Origin of the sequence: Robertmurraya phoenicis, assembly GCF_047302285.1 — a bacterium.
GTDB lineage: Bacteria > Bacillota > Bacilli > Bacillales > Cytobacillaceae > Robertmurraya.
In genome coordinates this window covers 3,872,175-3,895,247 of sequence record NZ_CP154845.1, presented here as the reverse complement: position 1 = coordinate 3,895,247, position 23,073 = coordinate 3,872,175, and the positions used below count along the sequence as shown (strand labels likewise).

Here is a 23,073-nt window from a genome sequence, read left to right as displayed (position 1 = left end):
ATTCGGAATAATTATACATGAAATGAGACCATATTCCATATTTTTCGGAAAAAATGTTAAAACCTTTTTGAATTTCGACAGTCTAATAGATAGAGAGTAGGGGGGAAGGACTTGACGACGAATGAGCAGTTAGTCAAAAAAGCGATATCTGGGAATGATGAAGCGTTCTTAGAGCTTATAAAAATACACAAGATTGACTTATACAAAACGGCACTTTCCTATTTGAGAAACGAAGGAGAAGCGCTTGAAGCTGTGCAGGAAGTGACCTACCGTGCCTATAAAAGTATGAGAAAGATAAAGGAGCCTGCCTATTTTAAGACATGGCTTATTCGAATAATGATTAATTATTGTCACGATCAGCTAAGGAAAAAGAAACGAGAAGTGTTGAATGAGGAGTATTTAATGGCACAAGGAGTGACAGACTCGCATGATTCACTTGAAGTTGAGGACGTGTTACAAAGTTTAGATACTCGTTCGCGGGAACTGATTACACTCAAGTACTTAAATGGATTGAAAATTAAGGAGATTGCTTCTGAAATGGATTGCCCAGAAGGCACGATTAAGACATGGCTCCATAAAGCATTGCAATCGATGAGAACAAAATTTTCCGAGAAGGGAGAGAACTAACATGCTTTCAAATGAAGAAGAAAAGCTAGATAAATATAATCAAGGTTTAGGACAATTGGCGCTGCAAGAAGAACAGCTTGATCAAGCCATTGAAGCGGGTTTTCGCAAAGCTCGGAATGAAAAAAAGAGAGGAGTTCGGAAAAAATGGTGGTCGAGTGCCGCAATGATTGCTGCCTTATTTTTGATTTTTTTCACATCGATAAGAGTGTCTCCTGCTTTTGCAAGCTATATTGCTGAAATTCCCGGCATGGAAAAGATTGTTGAGTTGATTCGCCATGATAAAGGGATGATGACGGCGATTGAACATGACTATTACGAGCCAATTGGAGTGTCGGAGAAAAAGAATGGGATCGAGATTGTGATTGATGGGGCGATTGTGGATGAAAATGGCTTAGTGCTATTTTATACGTTAAATTCAGATGAGAAGCAAAAGGAACTTATAATGGAAGAGGTCTTCCTGAAAAATTGGGAAGGGGAAGAAGTGGAGTATGGTATGTCTTTTTTTGGTAATGCGCATTATTCTGACAAAGGAGAAAAAACCTTTAACGGAACAATGGAATATTTCTTCGTAGACGAACCATTAACTGATAGAGAGTTGGAGATTGAAGTAAAATTGAAAGGTGAAACTTATTCTCTTCCTTTTACATTAAAAGGGGAGATTAAAGAGAAAAAGACGTTTGGGATTAATAAAACAGTAACAATCGAAGGACAAAAGATCGATTTTATAGAGGCGACTGTGTACCCACTTAGAGTGGCTGTTCATGTCAAGGCGGATCCGAATAATAATAAGAAGTTGCTAGCATTTGAGGATATTCGTCTCGTAGACGAAAATGGTGAGGTTTGGTCAAAAATCCAAAATGGGTTTACCACAAGCAGTATTTCAGATCATGAGTGGATTTTTTATTTACAAAGTAATTATTTTAATGAGCCTGAGGAGATGTATCTGGCTTTCAGTAAAATTCAGGCCCTTGATAAAGAAAATAGTGCGCTTGTTGTGGATACGGAAAAGGGAGAAATTATAAATCAGCCAAAGGGGAATAAATTAAGAGACCTTGAAATATCAGGGCGTGAGATCCGTTTAAACTTATATACAGAGAAAGAATTCCCATACGGGCTTTTTAATGAAGTGTTTGATGGAGAAGGAAAGAAAATAGATACGGATTCAACTTTTTGGAGAGGATATAGTGAAGGTTATGCCATGATGGGAGTGGAAATTTCCAATTTGAAAAGCTATCCTAATCCGATTACATTCGAATTGTCCGCTTTCCCAGAGTGGATTCAAGGAGAAGAGAAAATAAGGATCAAATAAATCAAGGCCGTGACCTAATATGTCACGGCTTTACTGCTTTTTTAGGTTCTCTTTCATTAATAGAGCAATCTCTTGTTCGTCAGTTCTTAAACTTTGCTCAAGGTGATTTGCGATTAATTGCTGTCTCTCATCAGGATGGTTTTGACTTAATTTAGCCTTTCCTTCCATTCGATTAATCTTTATTTTAAATCCTTGGATACCTTTGTTCATACCAGAAAGATATGCAGCGTCTACATCTTGCAAATGGTACGAGCTATTCGGAGATTCGTATTTTGATACCATCTCATGAAGGGAATCGTTTAACTCCTCATTGTTCACGACTAGTTCAACTTCTCCATATACATGAACGGTTACGTAGTTCCAAGTGGGAACAGCTTGATTTGATTCATACCAAGATGGAGATATATAACAATGGGGACCATGAAAAATAGCTAGGATTGTCTGACCTCCTATATCTTTCCACTGTGGATTAGGTCGAGCAAAATGCCCGTATAAATATGTGTTTTCTTTGTTCAAGACTAGCGGTAAATGAGTAGCAACGGGGGTACCATTGTGAATTGAAAAAAGTGTTGCGAAGCTATGATCTTTTATAATAGAGAACATTTTTCCTTCGTCATCGATTTTAAAATAAGAGGGAGTATACATGAGTTTTTGGCTCCTTTCAATATATTCAATATTCGGTAATGATAAGTGGAATTCCTCTCTTTTTACAATGAAGAAAAATTTCTTTTAAAAACTTATTGACCTTTACGTTACGTCAAACTGTATCGTAAAGACATAAGGAGGTGAGCAGTTTGGAGTATACGGTGCAAAAGCTAGCTCAACTGGCAGGAGTCAGTTCTAGAACACTACGTTATTATGATGAAATCGGTATTTTGTCCCCGGCAAGGACCAATTCATCGGGATATCGTATTTATGGTCAAAAGGAAGTAGACCGATTGCAGCAAATTCTTTTTTATCGGGAATTGGGTATCGCTTTAGAGACGATTAAGGAGATTATCACTTCTCCTACATTTGATGCTGAGCAGGCATTGAAAGAACATCGGGAACAACTGTTAGAAAAAAGAAAGCGGCTAGATCTGCTTATTACAAATGTAGAAAAAACAATTGCTTCATCAGAAGGGAGAATGACCATGAGTGATCAGGAAAAATTTGAAGGCTTTAAGAAAAAGATGGTGGAAGAGAACGAACAGAAATATGGAAAAGAAATTCGTGAAAAATATGGGGAAGAAGCGGTTAATCAATCAAATGCGAAGTTGATGAATATGAGTCAAGAAGATTATGAGGCCGTGACGAAGCTTGAATCGGCAGTGCGAACTACATTGGCTAAAGCCTTTAAAACAGGAGATCCTGCAGGGGAACTTGCGCAAAAGGCAGCTGAATTGCACAAACAATGGCTCACATATTACTGGACTGAGTATAGTAAAGAAGCTCACGCAGGCCTTGCTCAAATGTATGTCGACGACGAAAGATTTACAGTTTACTATGATAAGGAACAGCCTGGAACTGCAGCATTCTTAAGAGATGCTATTCATATTTACACTGGACAAAACTAAGAAACAAAATAATCGACTGGGGACTCCCGGTCGATTTTTCGTTTATAATGATTGTAATAGACTTGTCTTGAGGGTGATCGTATTAAAAAGATGACAAAATTATTATTCATCTGTGCTGGTTTTTTAAGTTTAGGAATAGGCCTAATAGGCATTATTTTACCTGTTATCCCAACAACGCCTCTACTGCTGTTAGCATCCTACTGTTTTGTAAAAGGATCGGAAAAATTCGCGGTATGGTTTAAGGGAACGGAGATCTTTAAGAAGCATTTAGAGGGATTCGTGAATAATAAATCGATGACTCTCAAACAGAAAATTACATTAAATGTTTTTGCGGATAGTATGATTGCAATTGCCTTTTTTTCGGTTGATAAATGGTTTGTACGAGTGATGCTTATTTTAGTAGTAGTGTATAAATACTATTATTTCATTTATAAGATTAAAACTATAAAATAGCTTTGAATGAAAAATACATAAATACTTTAAAAAAGGATGAGGTAAATGTTCGTTGGTCGCGCGTTATATATATTAGGATTGGCCTTTGTATTATTTAGCATCGTCTTAGTTTTGATGTCGATTTTTTCAAAACATGGTGGAGAAGCAGTGATTCCATTATTCGCCTTACTTAATGGATTGATTGCAATGGGGATCGGGGAATTGGTGATTGATTTAAATCATCGGAAAAGAGCTAGCCAATAGGTTCTTTTAAATGAGATGTCTTGGTCTTCTGCTACGAATTCAGCAAACGTAATATAAGCGGAGAATTTCCTGTTAAATACTTCAATGGTGCCCATATTGGGAAAATAAGAGGAATTTTTCCGCTTCTGCAGAGCGAAATCGCTTATTTTAACGTTTTTTGAATTGATAGGAGGAAATTCTCCGTCTATTTTAGCTATTTTTAGAGATATTTGATAATTAAGCGGAAATTCTCCGCCTATATATCAACTCGGGATGCTTATCCTAATACGGCCCCCTTAATCCTTGAGGATAAAGGGGGCCGAAATTGGAACTCTTATTTAATCCCCTTCATAAATCCTTGAATTTTAGGGGCGAATAGGAATAGAATGACGGCTAATACGATGGATGCTCCACCGATGACACCAAAGTAAATCATTTCTGTTGCCGGTTTGTAGAATTTCACGACTTGAGCATTGAGAGCCTGTGCAGCTGCGTTAGATAAGAACCAAAGGCTCATCGTTTGGGCAGAGAAGGCTGCTGGTGCTAATTTCGTTGTTGCTGATAGTCCAACTGGAGATAAACATAATTCCCCTAGAACAACAATGAAATAGCTCAATACTAGCCATAATGGATTCACAAGCGCATCTGTTCCAGCGAAATAACCTGGAATCAAAATGACGAGGAAGGATAAACCAGCAAATAATAATCCAAATGAGAATTTTTGTGGAATCGTCGGCTGACGTTTTCCGAGCCTCATCCACAACCATGCAAAAATAGGTGCCAAAGTAATAATAAACAATGGATTTAAAGATTGGAACCAAGCTGGAGAAATCGAAAATCCAGCGAATTCAAGCTGTGTACGTTTATCTGCGTAATTTGCTAAAATGGTTGACCCTTGTTCTTGAATGGCCCAGAACATCACAGATGCAATAAATAACGGGATATAAGCAATTAATCTAGAACGTTCTACAGATGTAGTTTTCTTGCTTCGATACATCACAGTGAAGTAAATAATTGGTAAGCCAATACCTAAAATCCCAACGAGTGCTACAAAGCTATCAAAAGTAAGTAGCCCCATTGGAATTGCTGAAGCAATAATGATGGCAAGAATGATAATAGATAAACCTACGACTGTAAAAGTTTTTTTCTTCTCTGATGCTGACATCGGGTTAGGAACAATTGTACCAGCAAGTCCTAAGTTCTTTTTCTTTGTAAAAATAAATAATAGAAGTCCGATAAACATACCTACGGCAGCAATTGCGAAACCTAAATGGAAGTCATGCTTCATCCCTACCTCACCAACGATAAGTGGTGCAAGGAAACCACCAAGGTTAATCCCCATATAGAAAATACTAAAACCAGAATCACGTCGTGTGTCTTGTTCACTATAAATATCTCCGACAACACTTGATACGTTAGGCTTCAGTAAACCAGTTCCGAGTACTATAAGAACCATTGAAATAAAGAATAATGTAAGATTTCCTGGTATAGCAAGAGCGATATGACCAAGCATAATCAAAATACCACCATAAAAAACAGCCCTAGATGTACCCAATATACGGTCAGCTAACCAGCCACCGATAATACCGGACATATACACTAATGAGCCGTATATAGACATAATAGACAAGGCTGTTGTCTGGTCTAGACCAAGACCACCTTTTGATACCTCATAGTACATATAATAAACAAGGATGGCTCTCATTCCATAGTAAGAAAATCTCTCCCAAAACTCTGTAAAGAAAAGGGTAAATAATCCTTTAGGATGACCAAAAAATCCTTTTTGAGGTACACTTTCCACAATTTTCTGTTTCATTTCATTACTCATTCTGAATCCCCCTTAACATTATTCCATAATACTTTTAATAGTTTAGTATTGTCAAAATAATTTGTTGGATTGGGAGTAAATTCCTATTTTTTAAGGGTTTTCACAGGTCCAAATGGAATGAATTGTAATTTTTATATTATTTTCAAATATCAATCACCAGAATAATGCTTTATTTGGTTTCACTATCATTACCAAAATGAACATCATCCATGTAAAATAGGAGGAAAAAGAATGAGAGGGAGATAAAGTGAAAATTGGAGCATTGAAAGAAATCGTGCGTCATCCTGTAAAATCATTTCGAGGTGAAAATGTCTTAAATACGAAAGTTTTTTCGTACGGTTTGTATGGAGATCGAAGCCATGCTTTTTTAGACGAGAAAAGACCTGGAAAATACTTGACCCTCACACAAGTACCAGAGCTAGCAAACTATCACGCCACATTTGTAGGAGAAGAAAGCTTAGAAAGTTTTCCAACCCTCAAAATACAATCGCCATCAGGTAACACCTACCAATGGGAAGAAGCGAAATTAACGGAAGAATTGGAGGAGTTGTCTGGTAGAAAAGTGACGCCAGTTCAATATTCTCCAGACTATGTTCCATTTGGAGCGATCGAAGAAGAACATTTATTAGTCACGACAGAGGCCTCGCTCATAAAGATGTCAGAGATTTGGGGCAAGCAAGTGGACTATAGGAGGTTTCGGCCTAATTTAGTTCTCTCCTTAAACGAAAATGAACCTTTTATTGAAGAAACATGGTTTGGTAAGAGGATGCAAATAGGAGAAGCAGAAATCATTTTGAAAAGGCATTGCGAACGCTGCCAAATCATTAATATTGACCCTGAAAACGGAATATCCGATCCAACACTACTAAAGACTGTTTACAAAGAACGAAACAATTGCTTTGGCGTCTATGCATCTGTTGTAAAAACAGGAAATATTGCGGTTGGAGATAGTATTTATCTTTCAGATTAAAGATGAAGGCTCATTTCACAAACTTAAGTTCAGAAGAAATTTTCAGCTTTATATGCCAAAAAAAGCGAAAATGAAAGAGGAACATCATTTACACCGTTCCTCTTTCAATCAGCTTTGCTTGAATTTCAATAGAAGATATTTCTTCATGAATCGCTTGAAGGAAAAGATCTTTCCCGATGTCCTCGAGTGGAATTTCGATGGTGGTAATGTCTAGCATTTTGGCAATCGGTTGATTATCGAAGCCGATAAGGGCAAGCTCTTCAGGAATTGAGATTTGCTCGTTTTGACAATAAGTAATGATTCCAGCTGCGACTTGATCCGATGTAACAAGTATTGCACTTGGAGGCTCTTCCATCTCTTGAAGGCGCTTGACTACATGTTCCCCATCTTCTAAATGGTAGTATCCGTAAATGATATACTCTGGATTAGAAGGTAACTGATATTTTTTAATGAAATCCTCATAGGCTAATTGACGCTCACGACTATTCGTCCCCTTTTTTCTGCCTACCGTATAGCCAATCCTTCTATGTCCCTTTTCATATAAATACTCTAAGGCCATCATAAATGCTTGATATTGATTGACGAAAGTGGCTGCCAGATCGTCATCTTCTACCTTTTCACATAAAACGATTGGGCCATAGGGGAGATATTCCTTAATAATGGACATTTCACAAGCTCTAGAGCAAATAATTAAGGAGTCGATTTGCTTTTGCTTTAACATTTGCAGAGCTTCTAATTCGCGGCTTTCTATATAATCGGTTTGGAATAAAATAAGCTTATAATTATGTTCGAGGGCTTGATTAGCAATCCCTTTTAGCAACTGTCCAAAATACGGAAGATCGGTAAAAGGGAGGACGACTCCCACTAGTTGTGTTGTTCCTTTGCTTAAGTGAACCGCATTGATGTTTTGCTGATAATTACTTTTTCTAATTGCTTCTAATACGGCTAGTCTTTTTTCTTCCTTTACATAAGGATGGTTATTCAATACTCGAGAAACAGTTGAGACAGATACATTCGCCATTTTGGCTAAGTCTTTAATATTTGTCATAAACATCATCCTTTTAAAGCGTCAATAATCGCCGTGTAATCAACTAAAATAATCATCAAATTTCTCAAATGACTGAACATCCATTGATTGGCCAGAGGCCTTCAAACAATAATACGAAGAAGATAAAATAATGAAACAAAGAATGATTAATCCGAACATCACATATACGCCTCCTTATCTCTTTGATAAGAGCGTAAAGGATGAAACGCGTTTCATGTCAAATAGTAATCAAAAGAAAAGACCAAATCAACACGATTTGGCCATTTTATAGACTTGCTAACTGTTGATGAAGGGCCTTCAATTCCACTTCAATCTCGCTAATTTGTTTTTCAAGTGGAGAAAGCCTTCCTTGGACAAACTCCAATTTCTCTAAATCGTTTTGCAAACGGACATATTCGTACTTCAAATCTTGAATTTTATATTCGATTTCTTTTTTATTCATTTGTTAGCACCTCGATTCTAACTATATTCATAACATATATTCATCGTTTCGTCATTGCTGAAGGGTATGAATAGCTCCTCTTTTTTCTTCTAATACATATTGATTTCTTCCAGCTCCAATTCCCGCAACAGTCATAATAACTGTAAGAGCCATTAGGAGAAACAAGGCAATGATCCAAGAATGAAAAACGTCAAAAATAAAGCCTAAAAGGATGGGACCTAATGCTGCTAAAAAATAGCCGATCGACTGAGACATGGCAGAAAGGTTAGCGGCCTGTTCGGCATTAGCTGCTCGTAATACCATTAGAGTTAAAGCAAGACTTATGGCCGCTCCTGTTCCTAGACCAATTGAAATAATCGAAAGGCACAAAAGAACCAAATTTCCCCCAACGAGTAACCCAATAAGGCCACTCATACAAAGTGCGCCGATGGCAATGACGATTCCCTTTTGATTTGGTACTCGGTCTGCGAGAATCGGGATGATAAAATTGGCTGGTATTCCTGAAAATTGAAGGATCGAGACCATCCAACCAGCAGTCGAGATACTTATACCATGACTATAAAGCATCTCTGGAAGCCAGGTGATAAAACAAAAGTAGATGGTTGATTGTAGACCCATAAATAATGTTACCTGCCATGCAAGTCCAGAAGAAAGCAGAGAAGAATTAGCTGGTTTTACTTGGAAATATTGACCAGGGATTTTTTCTTTGCGCTTGCTCTGAATGAGCCAAATCAATAGGGCAGGAATAATTAAAATCATCCAAACACGAAGTGAACCTTGCCAGCCTAAATGTAAGGTTTCAGATAAAGGGACACTAATTCCAGGTGCAATTCCGGCCATCGTCCCCATAGAAACAGTATACATACCCGTCATCAAGCCCACTTTAGTTGGAAAGCTTTGTTTCACAATCCCTGGTAAAATGACATTACAAATCGCAACGCCGAGTCCAATAATGGCCGTTCCAAGAAATAACGTAAAGAGCATTCCTGATGACCTTATAAATAAACCGATCCCTAGAAAAACAAGTGCAACAAGGACGGTAGTTTCTTTGCCGATTTTTTGAGAAAGCCTTGGTGCTAAGGGAGAAAGGAAAGCAAATGCGAGCAAAGGAAGTGTTGTGATGAATCCAGCTACACTATTTGACATGCCTGTATCCTCTTTTATAAAGCTAATAAGTGGTCCGACAGAAGTGATCGATGGTCTTAAATTGAAGGCCACGAAAATAATTCCTAAGATTAATAGGGTATTTCTTGTTATTTGTTCTTCTGATGTTAATGCACGGGCCTTTTCCATTCATATACACTCCCAAAACAAAGTTATAAACATTCTATAACAATTCTGACTATTATGAAAGTGTGGGATTGCTTATAGAGAAACGACAAAAGGGAACTTATGTTAAGATAATTTATGAGGGAATTTTCCCTGAGAAAATAGATTACTAAAAAGGAAAGGTAGTATAATGAAAAAAATCACAAATTTTTACTCGTAATGTTTACCCTACTAATTGTAATTGTAGCTGCATGTGGAAAATCTACTGATGAATCAAATGCTTCACCGGACATTAACGAAGAATCGACAGAGACACCTTCGAATACAGATAATACTGATTCAGAAGGTAATAATGCTAACTCAGAGAATGATAATACGGATTCAGAAAGTAATAGCACAATTGAAAACGAGGAAACACCAGTTAATACAGAGGAAAAAGAAGACCAAGTCAGTCTGAAGGAAGACTATGTTAAGAAACTGAATGAGACGAAAATAGAAATGGATGAGTTGCGACAAAATCCAACCGACTCAAGCACATACGCAATGAAAAACGCGGAAGGTCAAAGATTTGATGTTTGGGATGGATTATTAAATGAAGTTTATGCTGTTCTCAAAGAGCAACTTCCTACCGAAGAGATGGACCAGTTAAGAGAAAAACAGCGTGAATGGATAAAATATCGTGATAGTACCGCGCTTGAGGCATCCGAAAAGTATAAAGGTGGAACACAGGAACAATTAGAATATACAGCAGTCCTGAACGATCTGACAGAAGAAAGATGTTTCGAATTAGTTGAAGAGTATATGAAATAATTTCATCGAAAAGGCAAAGCTCAGGAGACATGATGCCCCTGAGCTTTATTATGTGGATTCTAAGCCTTTTCTTCAAATAAGCGCAGGATTTCGACCATCACTTTTGTTGCTTTTTCCATATTATCAACGGAAATGTATTCAAATTTCCCATGATAATTTTCTCCACCAGTAAAGATATTAGGAGTCGGCAGTCCCATATATGACAGCTGAGAACCATCTGTCCCACCACGGACCGGTTCAATCACTGGTTTAATGTTGAGATTTGTCATCGCTTCATGGGCAATATCGACAATCTCCATCACGGGCTCAATCTTTTCGCGCATATTGTAATATTGATCGTTCATATCAAGAACAACCTTGTCTTGACCATAGTTCTCTCGTAATTCTTCGACGATATTAACGATTGTTTCTTTACGATGGTTAAAATTGTCACGATCAAAGTCACGGATAATGTAATAAAGAGTCGTCTGTTCTACATCTCCATTAATAGAGAGAAGATGGTAGAAGCCTTCATAGCCTTCTGTATATTCAGGTGCCTCATCAGCAGGGAGTTTGCTGTTGAATTCCATCGCTATTTTCCCAGAGTTGACCATTTTTCCTTTCGCAGTACCAGGGTGGATATTATTGCCTTTAAACGTTACTTTCGCATAAGCGGCACTAAAACTTTCATATTGAAGTTGTCCAAGTGGCCCACCATCCATCGTATAGGCATATTTTGCACCGAATGCCTCTACGTCAAATTTATGAGGACCTCGACCTATCTCTTCGTCAGGAGTAAAAGCAACTCTCACTTTTCCATGTTTAATTTCAGGGTGCTTCATTAAGTGCACAAGCGCGGTCATGATTTCGGCGATGCCAGCTTTGTTATCTGCACCTAAAAGAGTCGTTCCATCTGTGGTCATTAAGGTATGACCTATGTAATTTTTTAGATTAGGATAGTCTTTTGGAGAAAGAATGACGCTCAAGTTTTCATTGAGGACAAGATCATTTCCATCATAGCTTTCAACAATTTGTGGTTTGACACCAGCACCAGTAAAGTCAGTTGCTGTATCCACATGGGCTAAGAAGCCAATTGTTGGCACATCCTTATCTGTGTTGGCAGGAAGTGTTGCCATCACATATCCGTTTTCGTCGATCGTCACATCGCTCATGCCTATTGATTTAAGCTCGTCCACAAGCATATTGGCAAGCACAAGCTGGCCTGGTGTTGAAGGACATGTTGGTGAATCTTCATTAGATTGGGTATCGACTTTCGCATAGCGAACGAGTCTTTCAATTAAATCTTGTTTCAATTTTCTCAACTCCTATTTGTTGTTTACTGCTATTATGAAGATAGTTTGAAATATTTCGATAAAACGCAAAATCTGTTTTCATTATACTACCAATCTGTCATTTTTGTCGTAGTTGAAACTTTTCCAATCCATAACCGTAAAAAATAAGAAATAAAATCGTAAAGTAGGGAAGATGTTGAGGACGATAAAAGAACATATAAGTTTAAAATTTCTCTTGTTCATTGGAATTGCCATTCTGTTGACGAATGTCCCTTTCCTTGGAAATTATGTGGGGGTCGTCAATACTCTTGTTCATGAGTCAGGTCATGCCCTCATTGCATTGGTTGGTGGAGATGTCCATTCGATTTCCCTTTTCATGAACACAGAGGGCGTAACGTACACGAGTCATAAATCGTGGTTTGGAGGATTTTTTACAGGTGCAGCTGGATATGTAGCCTCATCAGCGATGGCATTCGTAGCACTTTGGTTGATTAGTAGAAAAAAGTATAAGGTTTTGACCGGTATATTGATTGGCTTGATTCTCCTCAATATTATTTTTTGGGTTCGTAATTTGTATGGCATATTTTGGCTTATTTCTTTTGGGGCAGCCTTTCTTTTGTTGTTATACAAAGGGTCAGCGAATGTGATTCAAAACTGCTTACTTCTTATTGCAACCATTTTACTAGTCGAATCTGTTTCAAGTGCTTTTACGATTCAAATGTTAAGCTTCATGCAGCCACATACTGCTGGAGATGCTACTGGACTTGCAAGAGCAACAAGGATCATCCCTGCTCAAATTTGGGGAATCATTCTTTTTGCCCAATCTCTCCTGTTTGTTTGGTTGGGATATAAAAATAAAATTTATCGTATTGACTGATGATATCGATCACACCTTTAACAGTTGAAAATGATTATGATGAGGATGTAATACATCCTATAGGAATAGAAAGGTGTGCATGATATTGAAACAAGTCAATCTTCATGATTATATAGAGTATAGTGTAGAAAGATTTACGAAGCGAATTGTTTTTAAAGAAGGAGAAAGTACCGTTTTTGTCCTTAACTTTACCCCAAAGCAGTCTTTACCAACTCACAAGCATCCAGGGACAAATGTTTATCTACTCGTTGTTAACGGTGGAGGCACCTTCACGATTGATGGGAAGGAAGTAAAGGCAAAGGCCAATGACGTGATCGTAGCAGATGGGGAAGAAGAATTTGCTTTCGTAAATGACACGGATGAAAATACGAGCTTATATGTCATGCTGAATAAAATTCCAAGTGAGCAATATGTTCAAAATATATAATAATTACGTAGTTCTGTTTTTGTGGAGAAATATTTAAATAGCATAATAATCAGCATATCAATTTACAAATTGGTATGCTTTTTTTCGTTAATAATAAAAAGGGGTTTCAGAAGAACATAAGAAAATAAAAAGTGGGAAAATTAAAAAACAAAGTTGTCTTTGGGAGGGCCAATTTGATGGAGCTATCTTATATCTGGAAGCCATTTGTCTTAATTATGGCTGGAATTTTGCTGTTAAGAATATCAGGAAGGAAATCTATATCTCAAATGACTCTTGCTCAAACAGTAGTTATGATTTCTGTTGGAACCATCATCGTTCAACCGATTGTAGAAAAAAGTATACTTAAAGCTATTGTTGGAGCAGCTATCTTCATGGCTTCAATCGTTATCCTTGAATATATGCAAGTCAAATTTAATTTCTTTGAAAAATTTATTACAGGAAAATCGAAAATTATTATCGAAAACGGTAAATTGAATTTCCAGAATCTCAAGAAGTTGCGTTTAACAGTCGATCAATTAGAGATGAGGTTGCGTAATCAAGGAATTTCAAAAATAGAAGATGTAAAATATGCAACCCTTGAACCGAATGGACTGCTTGGGTATGAATTGAATGATGATGCGAAACCGTTAACTGTCAGTGAGTTCAAAAAACTTGTTAATATTTATTTTCCTCTCCAACAAAATGATGACCAAAATAGAACTCGAAATCTCTCATCAGAGAAGAATGACATTTTTGAAGAAATTAAAGGGTTAAAAACACAAGGGCATCCGGACAATTTAAAGTAATAGAATGATCAAGCAGGAGAATGAAGGAAAGATGATTTAGGATACCATTTTTTTTGAATATCGAATGGTATCCATCTTTCGATTGCTCCTGTTTTTCTTCTCTGATATTTCCTTTAGTTTCATTCTGAATTTTTACTCACCATCTCAATCAAAAGCTTAGACACAAGAGATAATGTTTTCATTTCATTATAGACAAGATAGAAATAGCGCTCATCTTCAAATCCTTGTAGTTCATGAACATGAAGTTTGTTCGAAAGGGCATATTCCTGTGCTGCAATTTCTGAAATAATGGCAATGCCGATTCCTTGTTTGACAAATTCAATTAACGTTTGACTGCTATCTGTATGGGCAACAATATTCAATTGATCCTCTTTGATTTGTTTCTTCTTCAAAAACTTTTCTAAAATGGCCTTCGTTCCTGAATCAGACTTTCTCATCACAAAAGGATAATGAAGAATGTTTTCGATTGACAGGCTATCTTCTAAATGAAACTCATCAGATGAAATCACCACTAACTTCTCTTTCTGTAGAGGGAGGTAATGAAGTCTCTCGTCCTCGTATTTTTCACCTAGAAATCCTACATCTACTTTTCCACTCATGACTTTTTCGGCAACAATTTTTGAAGGGAATTCACTTAGCAAAAACGTAACATTTGGGTATTGGAGTCGGAATTCCTTCACGATTTTGGGGACTAGAAATTGTCCAGGAACAGAGCTAACGCCAATATGAATCTTCCCTTTCAGATCGGTAACACTTTCCTTAATATCGTAGAGTGCCTGATCCTTTAGTTCTAGTAATTTCAATGCCCAGTAATATAAGCGCTCCCCGTATGGAGTAACGATTGTATCCCTACCAACCCGATCAAAAAGTCGTACATTCAACATTTTTTCCAATGTTTGAATATGGGAACTGACCGTCGATTGACTTAAATAAACAGCTTCAGCAGCCTTTGAAAAGCTCTTATGTTCAACAACTTTCGTGAAAACGAATAGCTGGTGTAATTCCATTTCTATAACCTCCGTCAAACATATTCATCAAAACGATTCATTTACATAGGTTTTATCGATAACTTGAATTTATATAAGTTTATCACTTTTTTATAATGAAAGAGGGCCGTAAATATTAATAGATTATGACAAGTGTGTGCTCCTGATTTAATTAGTATGCGCTTTCCAAGTAGAGGAGGTAGCTAAGTGACATCCGAATTAGAAGCGGATATTACCTATGATGCAGGTCCCACAGGCTGTGGAGAGTTGATTATGAACCTTTTTTTAACGATGAAAAAAATGCAGAGTGGTCATGTGATCAAGGTAATATCATATGATCCGGGAGCCAGGGAAGACATCCCAGCATGGTGTAGATTACAGAACCAAACTCTATTGAAACGTGAAGATGAAGGCAAAGTAAGTCAGTATTACATTCAAAAAAACTAAAGTGGAGGAATGAACATGTCAGGGAAATTTCTAGTAAGTATAACAAATGCAAATAATGATGGAGATAAAGCAACGGTCGGGTTTGTAGTCGCGAATGCGGCTGTGGCATCAGGTCAGGAAACGGTTGTATTTTTAAATGTAGAAGGAGCTTATCTTGCTGCAAAAGGATATGCAGAGGACATCAATGAAGAAGGCTTTGCACCGTTAAAGCAGCTGATGGATCAATTTGTGGAAGCGGGTGGCACTCTTTGGGTATGTAGTCCTTGTTATAAAAAACGTGGTCTTGAAGAGGAAGACCTTATCGAAGGAGCTACAATTGTTGGTGGTGCAAAATTAGTAGAGTTCCTAAGTCAGGGAGCTGCATCTATCACCTATTAATCCATTTAAAAATGAAGAGATAGAGGGTGAAGGAAGTGTACAATCCTCAAGCAGTTTGTGATGGAGGAGATTTGGACTGTGGTTCAGGTCTTCTCCTCATTATAAAGAAAACGATGGATCCTCTCGAGTCCGGTGAAATATTAGAGGTTCGTAGCAGGGAAAGAACAGTTTCAGAGGATTTGCCTGCTTGGTGTCGGATGGTTGATCATGAATTTCTAGGTTCAGAGCAAGGTGAAGGTACGACACGTTATTTTATCCGTAAAGGGCAAACACACTCCGATTTAAAACAAGATTTAGAAGCAGCGAAAGGCTATCAATGGAGCGTTCGTGTTCAAAATGGAAACCAACTAACAGCAAAGATTCATTCGCGAAACCATACATTTTTGGCGGGACAACCTGCTGACTTTAGCTCAAAGGTAGATGCACCAAGTGCGATAGACTACTTACTTGCTTCGTTAGGGAGCTGTTTGACTGTTGGTTTTAAAGCACTTGCTTCTAAAAGAAATGTGGAGATTGACGATGCTGAACTTAGTCTTAAAGGTAGCTTAGATAATATTCTCTACCACATGGAAATTGAAGAGGTAGGTAGTCCAAAAATCAGTAAAATAGTGGGGACATTCTATGTTTCTTCTCCTAGTGAGGAAGATATATTAGAAGAGATTTGGAAAGAGACGTTAAAGCGTTCACCAATATATCAAACATTAAAAGATACGATTCAAATTAACATTAAGTTTTCGATGGCTTTCTAAACGGTTGGAAAAAAGGATGAGATTGAAGTGAGAAATGTGAAGTTTTTAACGAGCATGATAGGGAGTTGGCCAAGAACGAAAGAAGTTCAAAGAGCAATGCGTGATAAAAAGGCAGGGCGAATCAGCGAAGAACAATTTAATGAAATTGCCAATCAAGCAATTTTACAAATCCTGAAGTGGCAAGAAGAAGCAGGTCTTGATTATGTTTCAGATGGTGAACAAAGAAGAGACAATTATATCTCCTTTGTAGCTGAGCATTTACACAATGTTCGCATGCTTTCCGTAGCTGAACTTCTTGATTATGTAGAAGATAAAGCAAGTTTTGAAGAGATTCTTGGTACATTGGATGTCCCGGCGTATTCGATGACCAATCCAGCAGCAACTGGAAAAATCAGTCGCAAAAAACCACTCGCACTAAATGATTATTTATTTCTAAAAAAACATACAAATAAAGCCATTAAAGTTACGTTGCCAGGACCGTATCTTTTAACACGCTCGATGTGGGTCGAGGGATTATCAAAAGAGTCATACCCGACTAAAGAAGATTTGGCCATAGATATTATTCGTGTGCTTAGAGAAGAACTAGAAGACTTAATCGAAGCAGGAGCTGATTTTGTTCAATTTGATGAACCTGTTTTAACAGAGGTTGTATTTACGAAGAAGAATGCTAACCGTACCTTTATGTGTGGGGCTCTTACTGCTAAAGCGGATGCGGAAGAAGAGATTGCTTTTGCCCTTGATTTAATGAACCAGGTAACAGAAGGAATGCTTGGGCGTAAAACGAAAATAGGTGTCCATGTTTGCCGTGGGAATTGGAGTACGGAGGAGGAAGTCCTTTTACGTGGACCTTATGATCCATTAATTCCGTATCTAGCTGAAGTGAAAGTAGACCAACTTGTTTTAGAGTATTCGACTCCTCGTGCTGGAGAAATAGAAGTAATCAAGGAATTCGCTGGAAAAGAACTTGGATTTGGGGTTATCAATCCTAGAACAGAAGCAGTTGAGTCGGTGGAAGAGGTTGTAAGCCGTGTACAAGAGGTTCGAAAAATATTGGATGATGAGATGATCTTTTTGAATCCTGATTGTGGCTTTGGAACCTTTGCTCAACGACCGATGAATAGTGACGAGATTGCTTTTGATAAATTAAAGATGATGGTAGAGGCGGCTAAAATATTACGAGAAATGGACTAGGGGGAGAAAAAATGGTGCAAATTTTAGATGTTAAGGTTAATGGAACGGGTTCAGGAATGCGATTAGATGCCTTGGCTGGTAAACATGGTATCGCGGTAGATGAGCCAGTATCAATGGGTGGAAAGGATTCAGCTGCCGATCCGTTATCGACGTTTTTAGGAGCACTTTTAGCATGTGAGAATGTGATGGCGCAGATTATTGCGAAGGAAATGGAATTTGACCTCCAAGGCATTACCTTTGAAGCGGAAGGGAATATCGATATCAGCGGTTTGATGGGGAATTTGGATGTCGATCCGAAGTTTCAGGAAGTAACGATCAAGGCTTCCATTCAAACAAGTGAAACCCAAGTGAGAGTGAACGAAATGCAAGAAGCTGTCGATTTACGCTGCCCTCTATTTAGAACGGTAAAGGATGCTGGAATCCCTATTCAAAATATATGGTTAAAAGCTTAAAAAGTCCTGAGTAGGACTTTTTTTTATTCAATTAGCCTGAACTCAACTGATAAATTCTCTTCTTGAAGCTTTTTATTAAATTTGTAGGAGGCGTGCTGTAAATAACGGTTATCTTTAATCTTCATTCGTTTTCCATCCGCAAATACGAATTCGTACTCTGATTTATCTCCGATTTCATCTCGATAACGGATGACTTCTGTCACTTCGTCCCAAGAATAAGTTTCTTTTTCAAAGGAAAATAATGGGCTATAGGAAATATGATCAGTTGCTAATGCCCGATAGGATTGCGAACCAATAAAGAAGGTAGTAAGAGCCAAGCATAAAAATACGATACTGATGATAATTGATAGCTTTCTAATGTTTAATAAAAAAAGTGTGATAGCAGCCAAAAAAATAAATCCATAACCAAAAGCAAAAACGGTGAAATTCTCATCGGGCACAGAGACAAAAAATACGTTTTCTTTATGGTGTACAATGTCTGCGACCGTTTGTGGAAGGAAAAAGTAAAGAATCGGTGCAAACACAGCTGTTATAATCGCGATGGCTAGAAAAAGGTGCTTTGTCTGATAATTTTTTTCCATATATAATTCCCCTTAAAAGAAATTAAGTACGTCTACATTAATATTGAAACAAAGATCATCTCGTGTGTATAGATTTATTTGTAAAAAATTATTCAACTCCCTCAAATGGTTTTCCACAGTAAAAAAGCTTAAATAGCAGTCATCCACAAAGTTATACACATTATCCACAGAAATTCAGAGGATTTTTATTAACAATTCTTATCAAGGCAAAAAGGTTGAAGAAAATTGGATTAAAAAATCTCATCCACACTATTAACATCCCTGTGGATAAATATGTACACAATTCATTCACAGTTGAACTATAATTTGTGAAAGAATTGTGAAAAGCATTGTTTTCATTATGCATAAGGTATATATTATGAGTGTAGAGAATAAGTGAAAAACTTCACAAGATAGTAAAAGGCATTCTCTGCTAAATAAGCGGGCCGGCTTAATGAAGAACGAATTAAATTTTTTTACTTACAATTGTGAAATTAATCACAAATAAAGGGGACGGTTAAAATGAAATGGTGGACAAATCCGCAAGTAGCTATCGTTTGGACAATAGCAAGAATCTGGCTTGGAATCCAATGGATTGAAGGCGGTTGGCATAAAGTAGTAGACGGTTTTGATGCAACAGGGTTTATGCAAGGGGCAATTGCCAAAGCAGCAGGTGAGAATCCAGCAGTACAAAGTTGGTATGCAGCGTTTCTAGAAAATATCGCTTTGCCAAATGGAGATATTTTCAGTGTTATGGTTGCTTATGGTGAAGTTCTAGTTGGTTTAGGATTAATTTTTGGAGTAGCAACAATCCCAGCCTTAATCGCAGGTGCATTCATGAACTTCAACTTCCTAATGGCTGGTACAGTAAGCACAAACCCAATTCTCTTTACAACAGCAGTCATCCTCCTATTCGCAGGTAAAGGAAGCTACTACTGGGGTGTTGACAGATTTGCAATCCCATACGTAAAAGAGCTACTAAACAAAAGAAAGAACCTAGCAGCAAATCCTCATTAATAGAAAGCTTATAAAAGAGGTTGTCCCAAAAGCTTAGCTTTTAAGGCACCTCTTTTTTTATTATTGAAACTTTAATCCTAGTAGACCAAATCCACAAGTTCCATCCACTTGTCTTATCCACAAATCCTCTATAATATAGAAAGTATTCAACAGGCAGGAAGGAGTCATACATTTTGGAAACAAAGCTAACACGCAAACAAATAAAAGAAATGTGTGGAGATATCTCCTTCAAAAAAGGCGAAACCTTTTATCATAAAAATAAAGTCCAATTTCAACAAAACAGCTCCGACTCCTGCGAAGCGCTCGTCATGGCAGGAGAAGAATTTCAAGTATCAATAAATATCAATGAACAAGGAGACTTGGAAACAAGCTGCAGCTGTCCAACCCTTGCTTCTTTCCAAAAAGATTGCCAGCATATTGCGGCAGTCTTAATTGCACTTTATCATAAGCAAACCGCTCCTCAACATTCTGAATTAGCAGAAGGACTATTATCCATTTTTCAAGAGAAGCCGAAACGTTCAAGTGGACAACAGCTTCATTTTGAAGACAGGCAAGTATTAAATCCCATTTTCACATGTACACCGATTACAGGAGAAACTGGACAAATGATGCTTGGTATCGATATTCAAATAGAGGCGACCCCAATCTTGAATATTAGCAACTTTTTAGAATGTGTAGGAAGTGGAAAAAGAAGTGTGCTCTCCTTAGCTTTTACGTATGATCCGAGAGCACACTGTTTTCAAAGAGAAGCTGATCAAGTGATTCATGAGATGATTCAGGTTAATCGTGATGAGGAACTTTTGTCTGAGCAAGGATCTTCTGAAAACAACATTTTAATCGTTCCTCCAACTTCATGGAAAAGGATTTTACCATTACTCACGAGCATCCCGCAGACAAGACTTAAATATGGTAGAAATGCTTATCAAGGTCTACAAGTCTCAAACAAGCCCTTAGATTTGCATTTTGAATTTCAAGCAACTGACGGGGATGCTTACCAATTAATCGTAACAGGGTTAGATCGTTTAGTTGTTTTAACCACCTATGAATACGTTCTTTGTGACGGACAAATCTTTCACTTAAACTATGATGACTGCGTACGATTAGCTAATTTGCAGGAAATGCTATTTTCGTCAAAAACCAATCATATTCCAATTCCGAAAGAACAAGTTCATTTCTTTTTGGAAAAAATATTGCCTGGCTTAAAAAAGCTAGGGACGGTAACGATTGCAAGCGAATTAGAGAAGAAGCTAGTGAGAACACCTCTTGTTGCGAAGTTATTTTTAGACAGAGTGAAAAATCGTTTGCTTGTCGGGCTTGAATTTCATTACGGGAGACTAGTTATTAATCCACTTGGGAACTCAAATATCACCTCGATGATCGTGAGAGACACAAGAAAAGAAGAAGCGATTTTATCGTTAATTGAAGAGAGTGAATTAGCAAATACGGATGAAGGCTACTTTCTGCATAATGAAGAGCTCGAATATGAATTTTTAACGTATACCGTTCCGAAGCTGCAAAAGCTAACAGAGGTGTACGCCACGACAGCTGTTCGAAATCGAATTTTCAAAGGGCATGCCCCACCAAAAATAAGAGTGAAATTTAAGAAAGAGCGGACGAACTGGCTCGAATTTAAGTTTGAAATGGATGGGATTCCAGAAACTCAAATTCGCGAACTTCTTCAAGCATTAGAAGAAAAAAGGAAGTATTATCGTTTACGTAACGGTTCTCTGCTTTCTCTCGAGACAAAAGAGTTTGAAGAGATGAAACGTTTTTTAAATTCGGTACCGTTACATGAGGATGCCGATCATTCATTTGAGCTTCCGTTGCTAAAGGGGATTGCCCATCTCGATTCCATTATGGAAAATGAACTTTTTACCCCAGAACAATCGTTTCGCCAGTTTTTAAAAGAGATGACCGATCCAGACGTGAGTCATGCGAAAGTTCCTGAAAATTTAACGCATATTCTTCGCGATTATCAGAAGAAGGGTTATCAGTGGATGAAAACTCTTGCCAGTTATGGTTTTGGGGGTATTTTAGCAGATGATATGGGCCTTGGCAAAACGCTTCAAAGCATCACTTACATCCAATCTGTGGTGGATGAAATTCGCAAGAGTAGTCGACCCGTATTAATCGTTTGTCCATCTTCCGTCACATATAATTGGTTAAGTGAAATAAAAAAATTTACACCAGGGATTGAAGCTGTTGTGATGGACGGGGGGAGGAAGCAAAGAACAAGTCTATATGATGAATTGAAAAATACAGATGTCTTCATCACTTCCTATACTTTGCTTAGGAAAGATTTGAACTTGCTTGAACGGGAAAAATTCCACACTGTTTTCTTTGATGAGGCGCAGAGCTTTAAAAATCCAACGACGCAAACGGCAAAAGCAGTCAAGAAGATTCAAGCGCATTATCGCTTTGCTTTAACTGGAACACCAGTCGAGAACTCAAGTGAAGAGCTTTGGTCCATTTATCATGTCGTTTTTCCAGAACTTTTTAGAGGATTAAAAAGTTACGCAAACCTGACTAGTAAACAAATTGCGAGAAGAACAAGGCCTTTTCTTCTTCGCAGAATGAAAGAGGATGTACTTGAAGAACTTCCAGAGAAAATTGCTCTTCAGGAATCAGTCGATCTGGTCAATGAGCAGAAGAAGCTGTATGCAGCTTATTTAGCAAAGCTCAGACATGATACCCTTAAACATCTAGACAAAGATACGATTCGAAAAAATCGCATTAGAATTTTGGCAGGCTTAACGAGATTGAGACAAATTTGTTGTCATCCTGCCCTTTTTGTTGATGGATATAAGGGAAGGTCAGCAAAGTTTGAGAAGCTTATGCAAATTGTCGAAGAAGCTAAACTAACGGGCAGAAGAGTATTGATTTTTTCACAATTTACGAAAATGCTCGATTTAATTGGCAGAGAGCTAGCTGAAAAAGGAGAGGCGTATTTCTATCTAGATGGAAATACTCCATCTGAAGAACGAATAGAGATCTGCAATCGATTTAATCAGGGGGAAAATAGTTTCTTTCTCATTTCATTAAAAGCTGGTGGGACAGGGCTAAATTTGACTGGAGCGGATACGGTTATTCTTTATGATATTTGGTGGAATCCTGCTGTTGAAGAACAAGCAGCAGACAGGGCCCATCGGATTGGCCAAGAGAATACGGTTAAAGTCATTAAATTAATTTCCAGGGGAACAATTGAAGAAAAAATGGATCAACTTCAAGATAAGAAACGACATCTCATCGATGAGTTGGTGAAGTCCTCAGAGAATAAAGCATGGGCATTAACAGATGAAGATATTCGCGATCTTTTAGAAGTATAAAGTCAGTGGGGAAGTGCCCCACTGAAATTAAAGAATAATCTACAGCAGTTACCATCAGGCTGATTGAAAACGT

Annotated in this window: 26 protein-coding genes; 17 read left to right on the top strand and 9 right to left on the bottom strand. The window is 37.7% G+C overall.

Annotated elements, in window-relative coordinates:
• Positions 1–111: 111 nt before the first annotated feature.
• Complete coding sequence (locus tag AA0X71_RS19520; RefSeq protein WP_413356943.1) at positions 112–627, top strand: sigma-70 family RNA polymerase sigma factor; 516 nt, start codon at positions 112–114, stop codon at positions 625–627.
• 1 nt (position 628) lies between these two features.
• A complete protein-coding gene (locus AA0X71_RS19515; protein ID WP_413356942.1) occupies positions 629–1,936 on the top strand; it encodes a DUF4179 domain-containing protein in 1,308 nt (435 codons plus the stop codon).
• 30 nt (positions 1,937–1,966) lie between these two features.
• Here the strand turns inward: AA0X71_RS19515 and AA0X71_RS19510 are convergent, their stop codons facing one another.
• Positions 1,967–2,581 carry an FMN-binding negative transcriptional regulator gene (locus AA0X71_RS19510; protein ID WP_413356941.1) on the bottom strand — a complete coding sequence of 205 codons (615 nt, stop codon included), beginning with the start codon at positions 2,579–2,581 and terminating at the stop codon, positions 1,967–1,969.
• Positions 2,582–2,730: 149 nt separating this feature from the next.
• On the opposite strand from AA0X71_RS19510, the gene AA0X71_RS19505 reads away from it, so the two are divergent.
• The 3 genes from AA0X71_RS19505 (at position 2,731) to AA0X71_RS19495 (ending at position 4,188) form a co-directional block, all read left to right on the top strand.
• Positions 2,731–3,492, top strand: coding sequence for a MerR family transcriptional regulator (locus AA0X71_RS19505; RefSeq protein ID WP_413356940.1), 762 nt, complete (start codon positions 2,731–2,733; stop codon positions 3,490–3,492).
• Between the two features lie 90 nt (positions 3,493–3,582).
• A complete protein-coding gene (locus AA0X71_RS19500; RefSeq protein WP_413356939.1) occupies positions 3,583–3,945 on the top strand; it encodes a YbaN family protein in 363 nt (120 codons plus the stop codon).
• A 45-nt stretch (positions 3,946–3,990) separates the two neighbouring features.
• A complete protein-coding gene (locus AA0X71_RS19495; RefSeq protein ID WP_413356938.1) occupies positions 3,991–4,188 on the top strand; it encodes a hypothetical protein in 198 nt (65 codons plus the stop codon).
• A 313-nt stretch (positions 4,189–4,501) separates the two neighbouring features.
• Here the strand turns inward: AA0X71_RS19495 and AA0X71_RS19490 are convergent, their stop codons facing one another.
• Entirely contained in the window at positions 4,502–5,995 is a 1,494-nt protein-coding gene (locus AA0X71_RS19490) for a peptide MFS transporter (RefSeq protein WP_413356937.1), read from the bottom strand.
• A gap of 247 nt (positions 5,996–6,242) precedes the next feature.
• Between AA0X71_RS19490 and AA0X71_RS19485 the strand changes: the two genes are divergently transcribed.
• The gene (locus tag AA0X71_RS19485) at positions 6,243–6,965 is read left to right on the top strand and encodes an MOSC domain-containing protein (protein ID WP_413356936.1); all 723 of its coding nucleotides are present in this window, start codon (positions 6,243–6,245) and stop codon (positions 6,963–6,965) included.
• An 88-nt stretch (positions 6,966–7,053) separates the two neighbouring features.
• Here the strand turns inward: AA0X71_RS19485 and AA0X71_RS19480 are convergent, their stop codons facing one another.
• The 4 genes from AA0X71_RS19480 to AA0X71_RS19465 all read right to left on the bottom strand — a co-directional run bounded on the left by AA0X71_RS19480 (position 7,054) and on the right by AA0X71_RS19465 (position 9,748).
• Complete coding sequence (locus AA0X71_RS19480) at positions 7,054–8,013, bottom strand: LacI family DNA-binding transcriptional regulator (protein WP_413356935.1); 960 nt, start codon at positions 8,011–8,013, stop codon at positions 7,054–7,056.
• Between the two features lie 39 nt (positions 8,014–8,052).
• The gene (locus AA0X71_RS19475) at positions 8,053–8,175 is read right to left on the bottom strand and encodes a hypothetical protein (RefSeq protein ID WP_413362738.1); all 123 of its coding nucleotides are present in this window, start codon (positions 8,173–8,175) and stop codon (positions 8,053–8,055) included.
• Positions 8,176–8,278: 103 nt separating this feature from the next.
• Complete coding sequence (locus tag AA0X71_RS19470; RefSeq protein ID WP_413356934.1) at positions 8,279–8,455, bottom strand: SE1832 family protein; 177 nt, start codon at positions 8,453–8,455, stop codon at positions 8,279–8,281.
• A 51-nt stretch (positions 8,456–8,506) separates the two neighbouring features.
• A complete protein-coding gene (locus AA0X71_RS19465) occupies positions 8,507–9,748 on the bottom strand; it encodes a CynX/NimT family MFS transporter (RefSeq protein ID WP_413356933.1) in 1,242 nt (413 codons plus the stop codon).
• A gap of 195 nt (positions 9,749–9,943) precedes the next feature.
• Between AA0X71_RS19465 and AA0X71_RS19460 the strand changes: the two genes are divergently transcribed.
• Positions 9,944–10,534, top strand: coding sequence for a lysozyme inhibitor LprI family protein (locus AA0X71_RS19460; protein ID WP_413356932.1), 591 nt, complete (start codon positions 9,944–9,946; stop codon positions 10,532–10,534).
• Between the two features lie 59 nt (positions 10,535–10,593).
• Here AA0X71_RS19460 and pepT read toward each other — a convergent pair whose 3' ends face one another.
• The gene (gene pepT / locus AA0X71_RS19455) at positions 10,594–11,826 is read right to left on the bottom strand and encodes a peptidase T (protein WP_413356931.1); all 1,233 of its coding nucleotides are present in this window, start codon (positions 11,824–11,826) and stop codon (positions 10,594–10,596) included.
• Positions 11,827–12,001: 175 nt separating this feature from the next.
• On the opposite strand from pepT, the gene AA0X71_RS19450 reads away from it, so the two are divergent.
• The 3 genes from AA0X71_RS19450 to AA0X71_RS19440 all read left to right on the top strand — a co-directional run bounded on the left by AA0X71_RS19450 (position 12,002) and on the right by AA0X71_RS19440 (position 13,894).
• A complete protein-coding gene (locus AA0X71_RS19450) occupies positions 12,002–12,682 on the top strand; it encodes a M50 family metallopeptidase (RefSeq protein WP_413356930.1) in 681 nt (226 codons plus the stop codon).
• An 85-nt stretch (positions 12,683–12,767) separates the two neighbouring features.
• Positions 12,768–13,109 (top strand): cupin domain-containing protein, encoded by a 342-nt coding sequence (locus tag AA0X71_RS19445; protein ID WP_413356929.1) that lies wholly within the window; start codon positions 12,768–12,770, stop codon positions 13,107–13,109.
• 176 nt (positions 13,110–13,285) lie between these two features.
• Positions 13,286–13,894: a DUF421 domain-containing protein gene (locus AA0X71_RS19440; protein WP_413356928.1), complete on the top strand. Its 609-nt coding sequence runs from the start codon at positions 13,286–13,288 to the stop codon at positions 13,892–13,894.
• 119 nt (positions 13,895–14,013) lie between these two features.
• Here the strand turns inward: AA0X71_RS19440 and AA0X71_RS19435 are convergent, their stop codons facing one another.
• A complete protein-coding gene (locus AA0X71_RS19435) occupies positions 14,014–14,901 on the bottom strand; it encodes a selenium metabolism-associated LysR family transcriptional regulator (RefSeq protein WP_413356927.1) in 888 nt (295 codons plus the stop codon).
• A 186-nt stretch (positions 14,902–15,087) separates the two neighbouring features.
• On the opposite strand from AA0X71_RS19435, the gene AA0X71_RS19430 reads away from it, so the two are divergent.
• Genes AA0X71_RS19430 through AA0X71_RS19410 form a run of 5 tightly spaced genes read left to right on the top strand, consistent with a single transcriptional unit; the run spans position 15,088 to position 18,097 of the window.
• Entirely contained in the window at positions 15,088–15,327 is a 240-nt protein-coding gene (locus AA0X71_RS19430; protein ID WP_413356926.1) for a sulfurtransferase TusA family protein, read from the top strand.
• Positions 15,328–15,342: 15 nt separating this feature from the next.
• Positions 15,343–15,705 carry a DsrE family protein gene (locus AA0X71_RS19425; protein ID WP_413356925.1) on the top strand — a complete coding sequence of 121 codons (363 nt, stop codon included), beginning with the start codon at positions 15,343–15,345 and terminating at the stop codon, positions 15,703–15,705.
• A gap of 26 nt (positions 15,706–15,731) precedes the next feature.
• Positions 15,732–16,454, top strand: coding sequence for a sulfurtransferase TusA family protein (locus AA0X71_RS19420; protein ID WP_413356924.1), 723 nt, complete (start codon positions 15,732–15,734; stop codon positions 16,452–16,454).
• Positions 16,455–16,481: 27 nt separating this feature from the next.
• Positions 16,482–17,645 (top strand): vitamin-B12 independent methionine synthase, encoded by a 1,164-nt coding sequence (locus tag AA0X71_RS19415; RefSeq protein ID WP_413356923.1) that lies wholly within the window; start codon positions 16,482–16,484, stop codon positions 17,643–17,645.
• Positions 17,646–17,656: 11 nt separating this feature from the next.
• Positions 17,657–18,097, top strand: coding sequence for an OsmC family protein (locus AA0X71_RS19410; RefSeq protein WP_413356922.1), 441 nt, complete (start codon positions 17,657–17,659; stop codon positions 18,095–18,097).
• Positions 18,098–18,120: 23 nt separating this feature from the next.
• Here AA0X71_RS19410 and AA0X71_RS19405 read toward each other — a convergent pair whose 3' ends face one another.
• Positions 18,121–18,678 carry a hypothetical protein gene (locus AA0X71_RS19405; RefSeq protein ID WP_413356921.1) on the bottom strand — a complete coding sequence of 186 codons (558 nt, stop codon included), beginning with the start codon at positions 18,676–18,678 and terminating at the stop codon, positions 18,121–18,123.
• Between the two features lie 501 nt (positions 18,679–19,179).
• Here AA0X71_RS19405 and AA0X71_RS19400 point away from each other — a divergent pair.
• Both AA0X71_RS19400 and AA0X71_RS19395 read left to right on the top strand, forming a co-directional pair.
• Entirely contained in the window at positions 19,180–19,674 is a 495-nt protein-coding gene (locus tag AA0X71_RS19400; protein ID WP_413356920.1) for a DoxX family protein, read from the top strand.
• A 173-nt stretch (positions 19,675–19,847) separates the two neighbouring features.
• Positions 19,848–23,000, top strand: coding sequence for an SNF2 helicase associated domain-containing protein (locus tag AA0X71_RS19395; RefSeq protein ID WP_413356919.1), 3,153 nt, complete (start codon positions 19,848–19,850; stop codon positions 22,998–23,000).
• Positions 23,001–23,073: the final 73 nt, after the last annotated feature.